Raw genomic sequence first — 17,946 nt, 5'->3', positions numbered from 1 at the left:
AAAAATTTATCAGGCTACAGGCCATATAGCCCCTCAACTGAAGAAAATGCAAAGAAATTGCATTTAGCATTTTGACATTTTCCTACCTTTGTAGGCTTAACCAACCCTTATTATCTCAATATGCGCAAAGTTTTACTTAGCATGATTTCACTGAGCATGGCTTTCGGAGCTAAGGCCCAGCAAGATACCACTACGGTTGAGTTATCGGAAGTGGTGATCGAGGAAAACAGGATGGAGATCCCTTTTAAAAAAACCTCCCGAAACGTCAGCATCATAGCGCGGAAGGCTATTGAAACCACCCCCGCCAGAAGCTTGCAGGAAGTGCTTTCTTTCACCCCTGGCGTGGATGTGCGGCAGAGAGGCATCAGCGGCGTACAGGCCAGTGTGGGCATCCGCGGCGGTAGTTTTGAGCAAACGCTCATGCTGCTCAATGGAATCAAGCTTACCGACCCACAGACCAACAACCATATGATGAACATTCCCCTACCCCTTCAGGGAATCGATCGGGTGGAAGTATTAAAAGGTCCCGGCTCAAGGATATATGGGCAAAATGCCTTTGCGGGGGCGATCAATGTCGTGACTACTTTACCTGAAACAAAAAGCCTAAACTTCCAAGCCTATGGAGGCGGATTCGGATCAAGGGGCGCAAGTTTGGTTACCGCATTGCCATTGGCGGGTGGAAAATATAAGCAAACCTTGAGCTTTAGCCACGACGCATCGGATGGTCACTGGCACAATTCAGACTTTAAGGTCAGCAACCTATTTTACGAAGGAGGCCTAGATCTAAACCAAAACAACGAACTGAAGGTAATGGCAGCCATCAGTGACCGTACCTTTGGCGCCAATGGATTTTATACAGACGCCTTCCCGGACCAATGGGAAAGCTTGCAGACTGGTTTGGCTGCGCTAAGTCATACCTATCAAAAAGATGCCGTATGGGTACAAACAAGAGCATACTGGAGGAGAAACTACGATGAATTTAGACTTAGAAGGTTTGAACCGGATTTTTTCACAAACAACCATGTATCGGATGTATTTGCCCTGGAAGCCAATGGCCGCTACGAGCATAGCCTAGGCACCACTGGTTTCGGTGTGGAAGGGCGGAAAGAAATGATCGACAGCAACAATCTCGGGCAAAGAGAACGGGATTTCCTGGGCGTGTTTGCTGAGCATAGAATAGAGTTTCTTGAAAAATTTGACTTTAGGGCAGGCCTTTACTCCAATTACTTCGACGAGTATGGATGGAAGCATTTCCCCGGTGCGGAATTGGGCTTTCAGCTAAGCAACAGTTCAAGGTTTTACACCAACTATGGCATCAGCTTTAGAATCCCCTCCTTTACCGAGTTGTATTATGAGGACCCAAGCAACCTGAGTAATCCAGACCTGCAACCTGAGCAGGCCAGAAGTTTTGAAATAGGCTATATTTTCACCAAAGAAGGTTTTAGGTTTGAAACCGTTTATTTTAACCGATTTTCCGACAACTTAATTGACTGGAACAGGGCACCAAGCGATGAGGCCGTAAATCCGAACCGCTGGACACCTAGAAACATCAGCGAGGTGACATTTAACGGTTTTGAAACATCCATAGCCTATGCCCCCAATTGGGGTGGCACCAATGCCATGCTAAAGGAAGTTTCATTGTCTTATAACTTTATTGATGCCACATTGAGCCAGGCCGAGGGGGTAGAAAGCCGCTATGCGTTGAATGCCTTGAGAAACCAGTTTATTGCTGGTCTTCAGGCACAATTCACCGAGAGGGTTGAACTTACCCTGAAAGGCCGATACATTGAAAGAATGGCGCTTGACCCCTATTTTGTAATGGATGCAAGAATGGATTTTAACCGTATGAGGACCTTTGGTTTTTTTGCGGAGGTATCCAACATCACGGACACGGAATACATTGAGGCGGGATTCGTACAAATGCCGGGCCGTTGGGGCCGGGCAGGAATTACGGTAAACCTCTATTAAATTAAAAGCTCCCATCTGGCCAGATGGGAGCTTTTTTTACCTTGGGTATTGGGCAAATGTTCTGGGGTTAGAAATTAAGCCTTTCGCATGAAGGTCTTTTCCCAAATTACTGGCAAATCTATCCATGACATTCATACTGCTGTGAATGGGAGCTCCATGGGCCCCTATTTGGGCTAGATAGACGTTTGACAGGTTATTTTTATCAATCAGGAAGCATTGAAATTCCATATTGGATCTAAATACAGAGTCCCCGTCGATGAACACCTCATCCTGATAAATTGCCCGGGCATTTACCACCAAGATACCGTCTACATCAATTTCGCTCAGCTTATTCATGAAATCCTGATAGCTCACAGGCCTGTGAATGGCAAAAAACTGGTCAGCACTGAATATCCTTGTGCCTGCTAGGTTTCGGGAAATGGACTGTCCCAGATCTCTTCTGAATTTTTCCTGTGCCAGGCTGTTAAATTTGCCATATAGCACATAGTTGTAATTCTCCTCATCCCAATCATAGAACATCTCCTCAGAGTCAGAGTAGAGCAACAATATTCTTTGATACTTCATCCCCTGGCTGTCTGGGTCTAGTAAATGGCTGTTAAGGTTGACGGTGGCGCAACTGGCAAATATTAATGAAATCAAAGATAATAAGAGAGCTTTAACCATAAAAAAAGAATTAGTTTCCAATTAGTTAAACTCCCTAAAACCAACGTAGGTTACGTCCTTATCAATATTTACTGGTAAAAAACCATAAATACATATTGAAAAAATAATAAAAAAAGCCTCTAAAAGAGGCTTAAATGTGGGAGTTGAGGGATTCGAACCCCCGACTCTCCCGCCCCGTAGGGTCGGGATGCTCTGAATCAACTGAGTTAGGTTTTTGTGTGAATTAGCTTATTAATTCTATCCTTGCTTTTCCATTTTTTTATTTCTAATTCCCGCTGGTAGGCTAGAGACTTCTCTGAAAAAAATTCTACGTGCACAACTTCCCAATCTTTTGCTTTTGAGGTAAACCCTGAATGCCCCGCTAAGTGTTTGCGTAATCTTTCCTCTAAAAGTTCAGTGGTATGTCCAATATAAAATTTAGAAAGTTTTTTGGAAAAAAGTATGTATAGCGTAGCATCCATAAAAAAAATTAAAAACCAAAAAAGCCCCATAAAATGAGGCTAAAATGTGGGAGTTGAGGGATTCGAACCCCCGACCCTCTGCTTGTAAGGCAGATGCTCTGAACCAACTGAGCTAAACTCCCAAAATGTTTCTGCTTAACAATTCTACCTGAAATTTGAGTTGAGGGATACGAACTCCCGACTCTCCCGCCCCGTAGGGTCGGGATGCTCTGAACCAACTGAGCTAAACTCCCAAGAAATGTAATTTTATTTTAAAATCTCACCATCTGTAAGATTCAATGGTGGGAGTTGAGGGATTCGAACCCCCGACCCTCTGCTTGTAAGGCAGATGCTCTGAACCAACTGAGCTAAACTCCCGTTTTTTTTTGCTTCATTACCGTTGTAATGGGATTGCAAAGGTAGCTGTAAATTTGATTGCTGCAAATTTATAAAGCTAAAATCTCAAGGTTTGTTTTTAAGTTATTGATAATGAACTGAAAAATTTACCAACAAATCCTAACTATTCCCAGCTGTTATAAATAGGGTCAGTATTGTGATAGAGCGTATACCCTTTTAAGCTTGACAAGGTGTACTGGGAATTAGCCCAATTCCCTTGGTGGGTTTTTCTCAAGACCATACTTCTATGATGTCCGGGAAAGAAGATTTCCGCTTTTGTATTATCCGTATTGAAAATCAGGTAGGCAGGCTCTTGACCTTGCTTGTTTATAGGCCTTAATTTAGTTTCAACTTGCTCAGGTGTGTATAGCGCTAAATTAACTTGAGAGTACAGTTCATTGGATTCACCAGTACCGGTCATAACTGGAGAAAAACAATCCGTTTTCTTTAATGTAGGTGAGGAGGAATAATCCAGTTGATTTACATTCCTAAATGTTTTTCCATCAGAACCTAAGATTCCCAACCCTTCCTTTAACTCACCCTGCTCATATCGAAAGGCAACCTGTCGTACCCTCTCTTTCCCTTCCACACGAAAGGTATAAGTCCCTATTAGCATATCACCTTCAATATGGCCTTCAAAGTATCCCGTATTCCGACCTTTACCTACTCTGTCATAGCTTAGGCTACCTTCCACTCTTGAATAGTTCTTCTTTACTTCAAAAGCGATCGTGCTGCCATCACCACTAAAACTGTAACAGCCAGGTGTAAACTCCGAATTCCATAAACTCAACTTCTCTTGGCTGCCTGGTTGACAAGATGCAATTGTCAATAAGCAAGCTAACATCATCACGTATTTCATCAAGGGCTTGTTTATTCTATAGTCTGAAAAACGTGAAAAAAAAGAAAGAAGCCAAGACATTGATCTTAAAATATCTAAAACAAGCAAAAATTATATTTATCTAAAAATAAGACATGAAAATATGAGTAAAAAATATAATTATACAACGCTTTCTAGAAGACGTCAGCATATTCATATTATCAATACCTCCATCTTCACATCACATCTCTCATACTTTCCACATTCCTTTTCCACCTCTACAAAACCGGCCTTTTTATATAATCTCAAAGCCGACTGAAGCTTGGAACTGCTATAAAGGATTACTTTCCTTACACCTTTTTCTTTAGCCTTTTGAATGATAGCTCCCAAAAGTGCCAAACCCACACCTTTGCCTTGGCTGGCAGGAAGTACCCCCATCTTGATAATCTCATACACCCTATCTTCATCCGTTTTTACCAGAGCGACAGTGCCTACCACTTTATTACTTACTTCGGCAAACAGCACCTCCCCACCCCTATCGATTATATATCCCTGAGGATCCTCAAGCTGGGCGATATCAAAAGGCTCGAGGGAAAAATACTGCTCTACCCATTCTTTGTTGATGCTTGTAAAATAAGAGGCTAGCTGGGGCCTGAAAGTGATGATTTCTACTCCTTTCATACATTCAAAATAGTTTGCAAATTTGAAGATCGAATTTCTTATCTCAAATTTAACCATAAAAAAGCTCCCAATTCACATTGAAATGGGAGCTTTTGTTAAGTTACAAGTTTGGAATGTTGACTAGATATCAAATTTGATCCCCTGGGCCAATGGCAGCTCAGTGGTGTAATTGATCGTATTGGTCTGTCTTCTCATGTAGGCTTTCCAGGCATCGGAGCCGGATTCCCTGCCTCCACCAGTTTCTTTCTCACCTCCAAAGGCACCACCGATTTCGGCTCCTGAGGTCCCGATATTGACATTGGCTATACCACAGTCAGAACCGGCCACAGAGAGGAACAATTCAGCTTCACGCATATTGGTAGTCATGATGGCAGAGGACAAGCCCTGAGGCACACCATTGTGCTTTTGGATGGCTTCTTCCAATTGCGAGTATTTCATGATGTAAAGGATAGGCGCAAACGTCTCATGCTGCACGATCTGGAAATGGTTTTCCGCTTCATATATGCATGGCTTGACATAGCAACCCGACTCGTAGCCTTCTCCTTCCAGTACACCTCCTGCGACCACCTCTTTGCCACCTTCGGCTTTTACTTTTTCGATTGCCCCAAGATAACCCTCCACAGCATCCTTGTCGATCAATGGACCCACATGGTTCTTTTCGTCAAGCGGGTTACCTATTACCAACTTGGTATAGGCAGAAGCCAATCGGTTTTTTACCTCATCATACACACTTTCATGGATAATCAATCGACGGGTAGATGTACAACGCTGCCCGCAAGTCCCCACAGCGCCAAATAAGGCCCCACGGATGGCAATATCCAAATCTGCATTTTCAGTTATGATAATAGCATTGTTTCCTCCTAACTCCAGTAGAGACCTACCCAATCTTGCACCAACGGCCTCGCCAACTAATTTACCCATACGGGTAGAACCTGTAGCCGAAACCAAAGGCACTCTTGGGTCATGGGAAAGATATTCGCCAACTTTGTAATCCCCTATAATCAAAGAAGAAATCCCTTCCGGCAGATCATTGGCTTTGAAAACAGAGGCAGCAATATGCTGGCAGGCAAGGGCGGAAATCGGCGCTTTCTCTGATGGTTTCCAAACGCAAACATCACCACAAACCCAAGCTAACATGGTGTTCCAAGACCACACCGCCACCGGAAAATTGAAAGCGGAGATAATCCCTACAATCCCCAAAGCATGCCACTGCTCGTACATTCTATGGCCAGGACGCTCTGAATGCATGGTAAGTCCATAAAGCTGTCTGGAAAGACCTACCGCAAAGTCACAGATATCGATCATCTCCTGCACTTCGCCCAGCCCTTCTTGATAGGATTTGCCCATTTCGTAAGAAACCAGCTTTCCAAGATCCTCTTTTCTTTCTCTTAAAGCATTTCCGATTTGTCTTACTATTTCACCACGCTGAGGAGCTGGCATCTTTCTCCATACCTTGAACGCATCTTCAGCTTTGGAAATGGTCTGCTCATAAGCTTCCCTGCTGGAAACTTGCACTTTTGCAATCACCGCTCCGTCTGCAGGAGACGATGACGTAATGTATTCCCCATTGGTATCAATCCAATCGTTGCCGGTGGAAGTACCCAAGTTTTCATCTTTGATCTGAAGCCTCTGCAAGGCTTCCTTTATTCCAAAATTGTCTGCCATGAATTTAAGATTACATGTTTATCAAATAGTACTATTTCAAATCTACTACATTACGTCTCGAAGCCCAAGCAAACCTCCGCAAAAAACAACCGATTGAAATGACATATTTGAAAACCCTTTGCCCAAAACATAAAAAAGGCCGCCCAAAATGGACGGCCCTTTCATCTAACATAAACCAACTAAACACTACCAATAATATTATTTATCCAACTCGACTTCGAAGTATGCCTGCTGTCCACTAGAGTAGACACCAAGGATCATGACTTCTTCACCTTTGTTCTTTTTCAATACTTCGACCAGGTGCTCGGCATTCTTGATTTTGGTTCTGCCAATTTGTGTGATGACAAATCCTTCTCTTACACCGGTCTCTTTCCACTTCTCATTATTTAGAGATGTAATCACGGCGCCGCCCTCAATGTTTAGACGATCTTTGATATTTCCCCGCACATCTTCGAAGCCCACACTTTCAAACTCAGAAGTTTTAGGCATTTCACGTTTCACAATCTTGGTATCGCCGCTGAAGTTTTTCAAGGTCGCCATGGTGGTTTCCTCTTTTCCATCTCGGATATATTTGAGCTCTACTTTATCACCAGGTCTTTTCCGAGCTACCATCTCCTGGAGCTTGGAGGTGGTATAAGTAGTCACGCCGTCCACTCCGATGATTACATCACCTGATTTCAACCCAGCTTCAGCTCCACCGCTACCTTCATTCACTTCAATTACATAAACACCGCGGTTTTCCTTAATCTCTTTGCCCAAGTATTCGGCAAGTTCCGGACTAACATCATTAATCTGTACACCTAGAAGGCCTCTTTGAACAGTACCATACTCAAGCAAGTCGTCCATTACTTTTTGGACAATTGAACTTGGAACTGCGAAGGAATATCCGCTAAATCCACCGGTACGGGAAGCAATGGCAGTGTTGATCCCGATAATTTCACCGGCAAGGTTTACAAGTGGACCTCCAGAATTACCTGGATTCACCGCTGCATCTGTTTGAATAAATGCTTCTACTTGCAAATTGTTTTCGTCACGAAGAATTCTGATGTTTCTGGCCTTGGCACTGATAATGCCAGCAGTTACGGTGGAAGTCAGGTCCATTGGGTTACCAACGGCTAGTACCCACTCACCAACTTTTGCAGCATCGGAGTTACCAAACCTGATAAATGGTAGGCCTGTATCTTCAATTTTTAGCAAAGCTAGGTCTGTAGTTGGGTCTGTCCCGATTACCTTGGCGGTATATCTTCTGTTGTCCTCTAGGGTCACTTCTACCCGGTTGGCATTTTCGATCACGTGATTATTGGTCACTATATAGCCATCTTGGGAAATGATGGCGCCAGAACCGGAGCTTCTTGCCTCCCTACTGGGACCCTCACGGGGCTCAGGGGATTTGAATCCAAAGAACTCTTCAAAAGGGCTAAACCCTCTTCCCTGCTGCCCCACCGTAACGGTGCTTCTCACGTGCACCACAGCCGGGGTCACCATTTCGGCGGACGCCACGAAATTGATCCCATCCGGGACGTTAAATCGCTCATCGCTTAGCCAATTGACCAAGCTGGTATTGTTGTCGTTGCCGAAATTTGTGGTGGCTGGCTGCTGGTTAGCAAAATAGCTGGCCCCGGCCAAAGCCACTATACCACCTATCAAGGATGCCAACACTATTCCTAGAAAAAACTGGCCTCTATTCATATTTTTTAATTTTTGCTTTATTCTACTTCAATACACGAAATTTACAGGATTGGGTTCCTATTGGTCAAGCACTATAACTAGTATTTAACACCATTTAACCCCTATTTGAGTTTGTTAGCATTCTTGTTATATACTTAACCAAAAAACAATAAGTGGGTTTTGCCCACTTACTGTTTATTTTACCTCAATTTTATATTTTTTAGTTGCATGTTCCAATTTGGGAAGGCTAAGCTTCAATAGCCCGTCTTCATAAACCGCCGAAACCTTTTCCTGAGCCACATCATCGGGTAAGAAAAAAGACCTGGAAAAACTTCCGTATTGGGTTTCAATAGTGTGAAAATTCTTGCCTTCTTTTTTATCTTCCATTTTTCTCTCTCCGGAGATGGTCAATTTGCCATCTATTAGGTCAATATGAAAGTCATTTTTCTTCAAGCCGGGTACGGCCACCTGAATTTGATATTTATCCGCTTCTTCCGAAACGTCCACGGCTGGAGAAAACTGTTTCAGCGTGGTCCCCACATTTTCATTAAAGAATTTATCCAAAAGTCCGCTAAACGTGCTTGGATAATTCTGCTCCAATTGATTGTATTTCATCAGTGTCATAACGGTTAATATTTTGGTTAATGATTATTGCATCCATTCACCAGTTATCTACACAATTCTATACCAATACTAAATACTGCAAATATTAATGTCATTTTGACTATTTTTACCATACATTGTTCCTTATTAAAGTAATAATGTCAGCCAAAATTCAAAATACTGACAATTTATCGGAATACTAATTGCTGCAAATCCAAAAAAGGGCTTTCCCGCAATTGGTTGCCCTACCGAACTCGCTTACTGAACTATGAAAAGGTTTTTGCTAACAGCGCTATTTCTAACCGCATTCCTTCAGCCTTTCCTGAGTCATTCGCAGGAACCCGTTATATCGGACACCTTTTTGACTCCAACAGATACAGCTCAAGCTGTTGAGAAAAAGTCCATTTCCCTGGAGGAATTGATCAGGAAAAACGAGACCTACACAATCGCCTTAAACCATATCAATGCTGGCCTGGCCCGCAAAATCGACACCCTGGCGCTATATGAGGAGCTGCCTCGGATCGAGCAGGTAATTGAAACTGTAGGCGAAAGACTGCAATACAGAGAATCCAGCCTCAACCTCCGTTACCTTGGCGCTCTAGAAAACCTGGTGGTCAATTTTAAGACACAAGTAGACGCCTGGCAGCAAACAATCACAGAAAGAAACAAATCACTCAATTCCATTGGGGCAGAAATCTCTGCCATCAAAGATGATGAAGACCTCAGGTTTGCGCTTAGGGACACCACCCTGCTGCCGGAATACCAAAAACAGGCCGAACTGCTCCGCAACAGATTAAACAAGGTAGACAGCTCATATCATGCCCAAAGGCTGAAATTGGCCCGAGCCCAGAGCCGCGTCTCCTCCACTATCATCACGCTTAATGATTTTGAAGAGGAAATTGACGAAAGGCAGAGACAGCTTGAGAGAAGGCTTTTTGCAAAGGAAAACAATTTTATTTGGGAAAGCCCGGATTACCTGGAACAGAAGCGGGTGCGCTACCTGATGAAGGAATCCATCGCGCTCAACGAACTAATATTGTCAAAATATCTTCGTGACAACGCCTATAGACACTTCATCATAAGCATATTTGCCTTAGGATTTTTTATTTGGTTCACCGTGCTTCTCAACAGGATCAAAAAAGAAAAGGATTTTGCTGCCATTATTTTGGAGCGGGTTTCTTTCATCCCCACCAGCCCCATCCTGAGCACCCTGCTCGCGATTCTTCCGCTGGCCCCGTTCTTCTACCTCAATCCCCCCACAGTGTTTGTCCAGCTAATCCTGACAGCCACAGCCGGTGTGGCCACTTTATTGATCTTCAAATCACTTGATAGAAAAGCCCTTTATTTTTGGATTGGGTTACTGGGCATTTTCCTATGTTATTCCTTTAGCAACCTATATGTAGAAATTGCCTTTAAGGAACGGTGGTTTTTGCTTTTCCTGAACCTGGCGGGGATATCACTGGCATATTTGGCAATACGGGTGCTTGAATCCAAGCCCGAAAAATACCCCAAATACATCAACTTCTTCATCTACCTGTATTTCAGCATGCAAGTAATCTCCTTTTTGGCAAACATTCTCGGGAGATACAGCTTATCCAAGATGTTGGGGGTGGCATCTACCAACAGCCTAGTGCAGGCAATCACCTTGTATGCGTTTGTGACCATCATATTGGAAGCAATCTACCTGCAATTGGAACTTGGGAAAAACAACCAGAAGGAGTTTGCATCTTATTTCGACTTCAAAAGCATCCGGAAAAGGCTGAAAAACTTCCTGGTAGGCATTTCGTCCATCATCTGGGTGTACTATTTCACCAGTAACCTCAACATATACGAATACCTATCCCTCCAGATTGGGGAAGTCCTGACTACAGAAAGGCACTTGGGTTCATTCAGCTTTACGCTGGGAAGTATTCTAGTGTTTATCGTCCTAATATGGGCATCCTCACTACTGGCCCGAAATATTGCCTATTTCGCCGAAATGAAGGATGAAGCCAAGGCAAGTTCACGCACCCAGAGGTTGGGATCCTCCATTCTCTTGATCCGTCTGGCGGTATTGACAACCGGCTTTCTTCTTGCCATCACAGCTTCGGGTATTTCACTGGAAAAGGCAGCCATAGTCTTGGGAGCGCTCAGTGTGGGGATTGGTTTCGGGTTGCAGACCATCGTCAACAACCTGGTGAGTGGAGTGATATTGGCTTTTGAAAGACCCATTCAGATTGGAGACATGATTGAAATAGGAAATCGAGGTGGAACTGTAAAAGAGATCGGAATCCGGGCCAGTAAAATCAAGGCCTATGACGGCTCGGAGGTAATCATCCCCAATGGTGACCTTCTTTCAGAACACCTGATCAACTGGACTCTTTCTGACAAAACCCGCCGGGTAGAACTGTTTATAGGGGTAGCCTACGGGTCGGACTCCGACAAAGTGACGGATATACTGGAAAAAGTAATGGAACATGAAGGAATTCTCACCGTGCCCAAACCTGCTGTTTACCTGCAGACCTTTGCCGATAGCGCAGTGGAATTCAGGATGCTTTTTTGGGTGGGGGACATCAGCACCTGGATTGCCATTCGAAGTCAGATCATGACCGCTATTTACAAAGCGTTTGCGGAGCACAAAATTGAAATTCCGTTCCCCCAGAGGGACTTGCACATCAAGTCATACCCCAAAGAGGATTTTTTGCGTAAAGAATTAATAAGAGGAAAGCCAACTGAAGGAAAAGACGATGGTTGAAAATTATTTTATTATTGGTGACGTCCACGGTTGCTTCTTTACTTTTGAGGAACTGATCTCCCACTGGGACAGAGAAAAGGAAATCCTCATCCAAGTCGGAGACCTCATCGACCGTGGAGCCCACTCTCCCAAAGTCGTATCCTATTGCCGGCAGCTTGACAAAACTTTTCCCGACAAAGTCCATTTCCTTAAAGGAAACCATGAGCAGATGATGCTCAATTACTTCAATGAAAAAAGCAGCAACTGGCTTTACAATGGCGGAATGGATACCTTTCAGCAATTTGAATCCCAGCAGCATGATTTGGTGTCTGTATTGTCATGGATGGAGGACCTGCCTTTGTTTTTCGAAACCGATAAATTAATGGTTTCCCATGCAGGGATTACCGATCATGCCGAATATTTGAACCCAGATCACCCTTCCGGTATTCTATGGAACAGAGGCCGTCTGAAGCCTTTGGGAAAAATCCAAGTCATAGGCCACACCCCCCTATCAACCGGCAGACCTGCCTACAACCCTTATTCACAGGCTTGGAACATTGACACTGGCGCTTATAAGGGAATTTGCCTGACCGGAATTAAGCTGGATAGGAACGGGACCTTTTTGCAAAAAATCAGTATACCTACTAGAGAGGAAGATTTAAACGACCTGAACTATTAAATCAAAAGCTGGGCTTCCGACCTTCAATAAAATTCATTGCGGCCTCAAAGCTCAGGTCAACCACGCGAAGCCCGGGGGCATCATCAATGATCAAATCAAGATCAAGGCAATTTTCAAGCGGTTCAATGGACAAAATAAAGTCATCGTTAACATATGAATATTCCTCGCCTTTATAAAACACGATAAAATTACTCATATCACACAGTAACAGTTGGAGAAAATGGGCAGCGCAAACCGTATCCGGCAACTCCGGACTAATCATGATCTTCCCACCGGACCTTTTTTGCAACGTAATAAAACAAGGAGAACTCATAAACACATTAAAGACTAAACAAAAGCAGGAGGCAATTACCCTGTCACCTATCTGAGAAACGCCGTCTCTATCGGCTTATTTTGGCAGGAATACTTTTTTAAAAAAATTAGTTTATTGTGAAAAGTAAAGAAAATATTTTCAACCTCTTGGGTTCGATAACAAGTCTCGGGCAAATGCGAACCAAGGACCCTTCCCGCTTAAGGCGGGATCAGATGCTCTAACCAGCTGAGCTACTCTAAAACGCAAAAAAGCCCTGCATCTCTGCAAGGCTTTTGCTCCTCCTCTTGGGCTCGAACCAAGGACCCTCTGATTAACAGTCAGATGCTCTAACCGACTGAGCTAAGGAGGAATTTATTTCTTTTCGCTAACCTGTTTGTTTAACGTGATGCAAACATAACAGGTTGTTTGATTTTATCCAAGCAACACCGCTAAAAAAACTTACATTTTTTCGCCTAAAAAGGCTTTCCCACTCGGTTACAGCAACTTATTTTTTATGATATTAATCCATAAAATCGAGGACATCCAGGTGCTTCTTGAGCTGGGGACCGGGCAGAAACCGGTAAACGAAATTCAGTCGGTAATTTCCCGTCATTACTGCCTGAGAAAAGTCCTGATTATCGATCAGCCGCACCCGGTTGTGAACATAGTTAGCGTTAATGGACCATTTTTCGGAATTGTACCCGGCAAAGCCTCTGAGGAACAAATTCGGGTTGATTCCCCATTGGGTGTTGCGATCGGGATGGCTTTCCTGTTGGGAGTAGCCAAAGCCCAAATTTGCCGAAGCAGCACCGGTGATGAACCAATGCTTTTTGATCACCAAGGTATAGGCATACCCCACGTTGGGACCAAATTCGAAAAACCTGAGTGTTCTGAAGTTTCTTTCGGGATTCAATACAAGCGTTTCCGGCAACAATAAGCTATCAGCCATCACCCGGCCACCATACATCTCAAAACCAGCCATAAGGCTGCCTGCCGACCTTTTCTGCCATTCATTGTTGAGAAAGGATGCTCTGAAGGAAAATTTATCAGGATTGAAAAGGTATTGCCAGAAGATCCCAACCTTGGTCAATCGCAGGTTTGGATCATTATAATATCGCTCATCGGGTGGTGCCCCACGTTCTTTTTCCGAAAGGTGAAACCCCCTATAAAACTGGCCAAAAAAATCCAACACAAAGTTTTTGGGATAAGCATGAGCCTGAAGATCCAAATATTGGGTATCCCCTCTTCCCCTATCCGGGTTTAACGCTTCAAAACCATATGCTAAATTAAGGGTAGCCCATTTGTAGGTAGCCCCGAGACCATGATTTAGGGTGGAGTTGGGGGCAAAGAGGTAGGATTGCCCCTCCACATTGTCCCTAAGCCACAAGGAAGTGTATTTCCTGCTCAGGTACAGCCTTCCCATGATATGATCAGGAAATGTCTGGTAAAAAGTATTTTCCTCGTCATCGGCCATTTGAGCCTTTAAATCGGTCGATACCCCAAGTATCATAAGGATGAATATTACTAAAAATGATCTCATAAAGTCTCTATCCGCAAAAAACCGCTATCCTGCTAGTTTCGGCATTACAACGACAAACAATCCAGGTATGTTTAGGATATGAAAAAGTACACCACAGTGGCCGTGAGGAGCATTGCTATGAGAGATGAAATCAAATAAATCCTTGAAAAAAAAGATCTATAGATATCCCGGCCTTCTGAAGCAGATTTGAATTTAAACTTAAGCCTATCGTAGCTTTCCCTAGGAAAAAATGAAAGGGCGCCCAATAGATATACGGCAAAAATCAATAGCACTGAACAAACTAACGACAACATACTCGGTTAAATTTACTTCCCCTATCCGTCCTGTCTTACTTGTATTCAAAAACTCCTCCAAAAGGGCAGGCTTGAACAAAAAAAAATCCGGACAAACGCCCGGATCTTAATTTAAAATAAACCAAACAAACAAGACCTGGTGACAGAAAAAATGATTCTCACGATATCATCCAGATCAAACTCATTAATTAAAAAATCAAAAGCGAAAAAAGTTGCTTAATCACCCATTACAAAGGTACAAAACAGCTGCAGTACGAAACAATACCGTGATCACGGTATTTTTTGATATTTTAGCAAAAAAATTACACCGTACATTTTTTGATTATATGAAGATGGATTGCATTATAACAACCGTCTACACAAATTTAGTATCCCACTGATTTTCAAGGACCTTATTCCATCTAAAAAACAGGCCATTCCTTTTAAATAATCACATTTTCCATCCTTAAACGCTTTAAGTCGCAATTTAACCCTCAAGGGTAATTTGCCTAAACCTAAGAAGACACCCAAATCATAAAAATTAATTTTTTATTGGAATATTCTTATTTTTACAGAATACACAAAGACTAGTGAGAAAAATCTGAAAGAATTACTTTTGAGATGATGTAAAAAAAAAAATCCAGCAAAAAAGGCCGGATTTTATTTCACTCGAATTTGAATTTTTTGAAGTAAACTACATTGAGCTCTTTAATCTTTAGATCTTTTTTAATGAACCAGATGTTCAATAACCTCTCGGCGATAAACCCTAAAATTCTTTCTTGATATCCTTTATAATCTTTGAGGTTTACTCTTTTCTCAAATTCAAACATCATTTCAAACCACCACGCCATAAACTCATCATAGTAAGGCTGCTTGAGGATGAACATGTTATTCGCATGCAGGGTGTTTCTGTTCTTCAAAACCTCATAGGCGGGCAGGTATTCGGGACATTTGTCGTTTAGGATCTGCTCAACTACCAGCAAGTCATTTGGATTGTGGTGACGGCTGTATTGCCTATCAGTGGTTCTGGAAAACACCCTGGCCCTGGGAAGCACTCCATCGTAATCCGCAAGGATCTCCGAGAGCTGCTGCTCATTCAAAAGCTTGTCCTCCCAATACGTGTGATCATTGCTATAAATCAATCCCTTTTTGAACCTGAACTTGCCAGAAATAAACTTTGCCAAATTCAGCAATGGGTTGGATGAGTATTTTTCCGTCAGCGTATAAAATCTCCTGTAATGACAGGCCCCAACCACTTCAAGGTGCGTGTTTTTCCACATCCAATAGATTCCAGTCAACTCGCTGAAATAAGCATTCTTCTCTGAAATATGGTCACCTGTATCATCTCCGATCATCCCGGCGCTGCCATTTTCGAATCTGTAATTCCCACACATCAAGGGCTCATAAAGATCATCCAGGACCAGTTCTGTGTTCTTTTTATAAAACAACACATATAGCTTTACTTTATCGCTAAACTTCAAAATTGATAGATTTTATCTGTAACTAGATTTTATCCTTCCCGCCCCAGAACTTCTTCCAGTAATATTTGATGGGGTTGGAGTATTTGAGCATTTTCCAGGGACGGCTGCCATGTGGCTTATGAAGGACGGGAGTTTCCATGAGAATAAAATTTTCAAATCCCAATTCCACCGACTTATAGGACATAAAAGTATCATACCAGTCTTTGGAATTATCCAGATTCTTGAAATCATATTTACCCATGAATTCAGGCGTAAAAAGCGTACAGCAGAAACTGAGGCTTCTTGTGGTCTTCACCACAGGCTCTTTCACATCTTTGAATTTCAAATAAGGAAAATTCACTTCCCCATCGAAATTAACGGTAATTGCGCCAATCAAGCCTGAATTTTTGTGCAGCTTGCTGAAATCAAGCATCTGCTTGAAAGTATGCTGCTTCACCTCCACGTCAGATTCCACCACAACAAGGGGCAAACTTCTCTTCAAGGCCTCTTTTTGGGCCATTTGCAACACTACCTTATAATTAGGTGAAGGTGTGTCTACCACATCCTCCAAATTGACCAACCTGTAGCCCAAATCCCCGGAATTTTCCTCCAGCGCCCGCCTTGTTTCCTGTGAGCTGAAATCATTATAGATCACGTGCTCCAACTCCAGCGAGGAGGCTGATATGGCCTTTGCTGTCTGGAGTGTGTTTTCAAGCGCATCTTTTACCGGAGTGATTACGAGAATTTGAGCCATGGTGGTCGGATGCTTATTTTAATTTCGCTAGGGCTTCCTTGATTCTTTTAAGGGCCTCCTTCAGCTCATCTTCGGATGCCGCATAGGATAACCTCACGCACTGTGGAGCGCCAAATGCCGCTCCTGTTACAAGAGACACATTAGCTTCCTCCAGCAGATAGATACAAAGGTCGTCCGCATTATTTACGGTATGCTTGCCGGCAGATTTTCCGAAGAAAGAAGTTACTTTTGGAAAAAAGTAAAACGCACCCTCTGGTATGTGTGTTTCAATTCCTGGGATTTCCTTCAAGTAGCCTAGCACAAGCTCTCTTCTTTTAAAATAAGCCTCGGCCATTTTCTCAGATGGAGCATGATCGCCATTTATAGCAGCCAATGCCGCTCTTTGGGCAATGGTATTTCCACCGGAAGTGAATTGACCCTGCATTTTCTCACAGGCCTTGGCAATCTCCAGCGGGGCACAGATATACCCAACTCTCCAACCTGTCATGGCATAGCCCTTAGAAAAACCATTTACTGTAATGGTTCTTTCAAACATTCCTTCAAAGCTGCCAATGCTGGCGTGTGCACCAGAAAAATTGATCAATTCATAAATCTCATCGGCTATCACCACTACATTATCTCTTTTCTTCACCACCTCTGCAATAGCCTGAAGCTCTTCCTTGCTAAACACCGAACCAGTTGGATTACATGGTGAGGAATAGATCACGGCTTTGGTTTTATCGGTCATCGCATCTTCAAGCTGCTGGGCCGTGGCCTTGAAGTTGTTTTCAAGGTTTCCTTCAATCAACACCGGTACCCCTCCGGCCAGCTTGATGATTTCGGCATAACTCACCCAATAAGGGCTGAATATGACCACCTCGTCTCCCTCATTCAACAAACACATAAAAATATTGGCAATGGAGTGTTTTGCCCCGGTGCTCAAAACTATGTTTTCAGCTTTTGCTTCAGCAATATGGTTTTTGTCCCTAAGCTTTTTGGCAATAGCTTCTCTTAAGTCAGAGTAGCCTGCTACCGGAGGGTAGGCAAACCATTTCCCCTCGTCAATGGCATCTTTAGCGGCCTGCTGAATGTGTTCCGGGGTTTTGAAATCCGGCTCACCCAAACTCAGGCTGATGATGTCAACGCCTTGAGACTTAAGTTCTCTTGCTTTTTTGGCCATGGCTAATGTGGCCGATTCTTCCATATTGTTGATGCGGTCTGATAAAATCGAGTTCATAAATGAGGTATTTTTTATAATTTGCCAAAATTAAGTATTATGCTTGGATAATCTAAGCCTTTGTGGAAATAGAAACCCTTTGGCTTTTTTACAAAAAATAAACCAGCATTCCATCCGTT

General features: G+C 43.1%; 15 protein-coding genes and 3 tRNA genes. 3 read left to right on the top strand and 15 right to left on the bottom strand.

What is annotated here, in order from left to right:
• The first annotated feature begins 120 nt into the window (after window positions 1-120).
• Window positions 121-1,968 carry a TonB-dependent receptor plug domain-containing protein gene (locus tag KI659_RS00795; protein WP_213943439.1) on the top strand — a complete coding sequence of 616 codons (1,848 nt, stop codon included), beginning with the start codon at window positions 121-123 and terminating at the stop codon, window positions 1,966-1,968.
• 36 nt (window positions 1,969-2,004) lie between these two features.
• Here the strand turns inward: KI659_RS00795 and KI659_RS00790 are convergent, their stop codons facing one another.
• The 9 genes from KI659_RS00790 to KI659_RS00750 form a co-directional block, all read right to left on the bottom strand.
• Window positions 2,005-2,631, bottom strand: coding sequence for a hypothetical protein (locus KI659_RS00790; RefSeq protein ID WP_213943438.1), 627 nt, complete (start codon window positions 2,629-2,631; stop codon window positions 2,005-2,007).
• A 206-nt stretch (window positions 2,632-2,837) separates the two neighbouring features.
• Entirely contained in the window at window positions 2,838-3,092 is a 255-nt protein-coding gene (locus tag KI659_RS00785; protein ID WP_213943437.1) for a GIY-YIG nuclease family protein, read from the bottom strand.
• A 47-nt stretch (window positions 3,093-3,139) separates the two neighbouring features.
• Window positions 3,140-3,214, bottom strand: a tRNA-Val gene (locus KI659_RS00780).
• Between the two features lie 157 nt (window positions 3,215-3,371).
• Window positions 3,372-3,449, bottom strand: a tRNA-Val gene (locus KI659_RS00775).
• Between the two features lie 142 nt (window positions 3,450-3,591).
• Complete coding sequence (locus KI659_RS00770; RefSeq protein WP_213943436.1) at window positions 3,592-4,413, bottom strand: hypothetical protein; 822 nt, start codon at window positions 4,411-4,413, stop codon at window positions 3,592-3,594.
• 84 nt (window positions 4,414-4,497) lie between these two features.
• Window positions 4,498-4,965: a GNAT family N-acetyltransferase gene (locus KI659_RS00765; RefSeq protein ID WP_213943435.1), complete on the bottom strand. Its 468-nt coding sequence runs from the start codon at window positions 4,963-4,965 to the stop codon at window positions 4,498-4,500.
• Between the two features lie 120 nt (window positions 4,966-5,085).
• A complete protein-coding gene (amaB, locus tag KI659_RS00760; RefSeq protein ID WP_213943434.1) occupies window positions 5,086-6,630 on the bottom strand; it encodes an L-piperidine-6-carboxylate dehydrogenase in 1,545 nt (514 codons plus the stop codon).
• Between the two features lie 198 nt (window positions 6,631-6,828).
• A complete protein-coding gene (locus KI659_RS00755; RefSeq protein ID WP_213943433.1) occupies window positions 6,829-8,319 on the bottom strand; it encodes a Do family serine endopeptidase in 1,491 nt (496 codons plus the stop codon).
• Window positions 8,320-8,493: 174 nt separating this feature from the next.
• On the bottom strand, window positions 8,494-8,913 hold the full coding sequence (locus KI659_RS00750) for an Hsp20/alpha crystallin family protein (protein ID WP_246535242.1): 420 nt from the start codon (window positions 8,911-8,913) through the stop codon (window positions 8,494-8,496).
• 256 nt (window positions 8,914-9,169) lie between these two features.
• Here KI659_RS00750 and KI659_RS00745 point away from each other — a divergent pair, with 256 nt between their 5' ends.
• Window positions 9,170-11,635: a mechanosensitive ion channel domain-containing protein gene (locus KI659_RS00745; protein ID WP_213943431.1), complete on the top strand. Its 2,466-nt coding sequence runs from the start codon at window positions 9,170-9,172 to the stop codon at window positions 11,633-11,635.
• Window positions 11,628-12,293, top strand: a complete 666-nt coding sequence (locus KI659_RS00740; protein ID WP_213943430.1) for a metallophosphoesterase family protein — start codon at window positions 11,628-11,630, stop codon at window positions 12,291-12,293. The genes KI659_RS00745 and KI659_RS00740 overlap by 8 nt, the downstream gene beginning before the upstream one ends.
• A gap of 1 nt (window position 12,294) precedes the next feature.
• Here the strand turns inward: KI659_RS00740 and KI659_RS00735 are convergent, their stop codons facing one another.
• The 6 genes from KI659_RS00735 to KI659_RS00710 form a co-directional block, all read right to left on the bottom strand.
• Window positions 12,295-12,489: a hypothetical protein gene (locus tag KI659_RS00735; protein WP_213943429.1), complete on the bottom strand. Its 195-nt coding sequence runs from the start codon at window positions 12,487-12,489 to the stop codon at window positions 12,295-12,297.
• 392 nt (window positions 12,490-12,881) lie between these two features.
• Window positions 12,882-12,955: transfer RNA gene (locus KI659_RS00730), tRNA-Asn, on the bottom strand.
• Between the two features lie 150 nt (window positions 12,956-13,105).
• A complete protein-coding gene (locus tag KI659_RS00725; protein WP_246535241.1) occupies window positions 13,106-14,095 on the bottom strand; it encodes a DUF4421 domain-containing protein in 990 nt (329 codons plus the stop codon).
• Window positions 14,096-15,062: 967 nt separating this feature from the next.
• Window positions 15,063-15,878: a DUF4422 domain-containing protein gene (locus KI659_RS00720; protein ID WP_213943427.1), complete on the bottom strand. Its 816-nt coding sequence runs from the start codon at window positions 15,876-15,878 to the stop codon at window positions 15,063-15,065.
• A gap of 22 nt (window positions 15,879-15,900) precedes the next feature.
• Window positions 15,901-16,611 carry a glycosyltransferase gene (locus KI659_RS00715; protein WP_213943426.1) on the bottom strand — a complete coding sequence of 237 codons (711 nt, stop codon included), beginning with the start codon at window positions 16,609-16,611 and terminating at the stop codon, window positions 15,901-15,903.
• A 13-nt stretch (window positions 16,612-16,624) separates the two neighbouring features.
• The gene (locus KI659_RS00710; RefSeq protein WP_213943425.1) at window positions 16,625-17,827 is read right to left on the bottom strand and encodes a pyridoxal phosphate-dependent aminotransferase; all 1,203 of its coding nucleotides are present in this window, start codon (window positions 17,825-17,827) and stop codon (window positions 16,625-16,627) included.
• Window positions 17,828-17,946: the final 119 nt, after the last annotated feature.

The sequence above is a fragment of the Litoribacter ruber genome (assembly GCF_018449405.1).
In the GTDB taxonomy this organism is placed as follows: Bacteria; Bacteroidota; Bacteroidia; order Cytophagales; family Cyclobacteriaceae; genus Litoribacter; species Litoribacter ruber.
The sequence above is the reverse complement of the archived record's forward strand: the minus strand, read 5'-3'. Positions and strand labels throughout refer to the sequence as shown.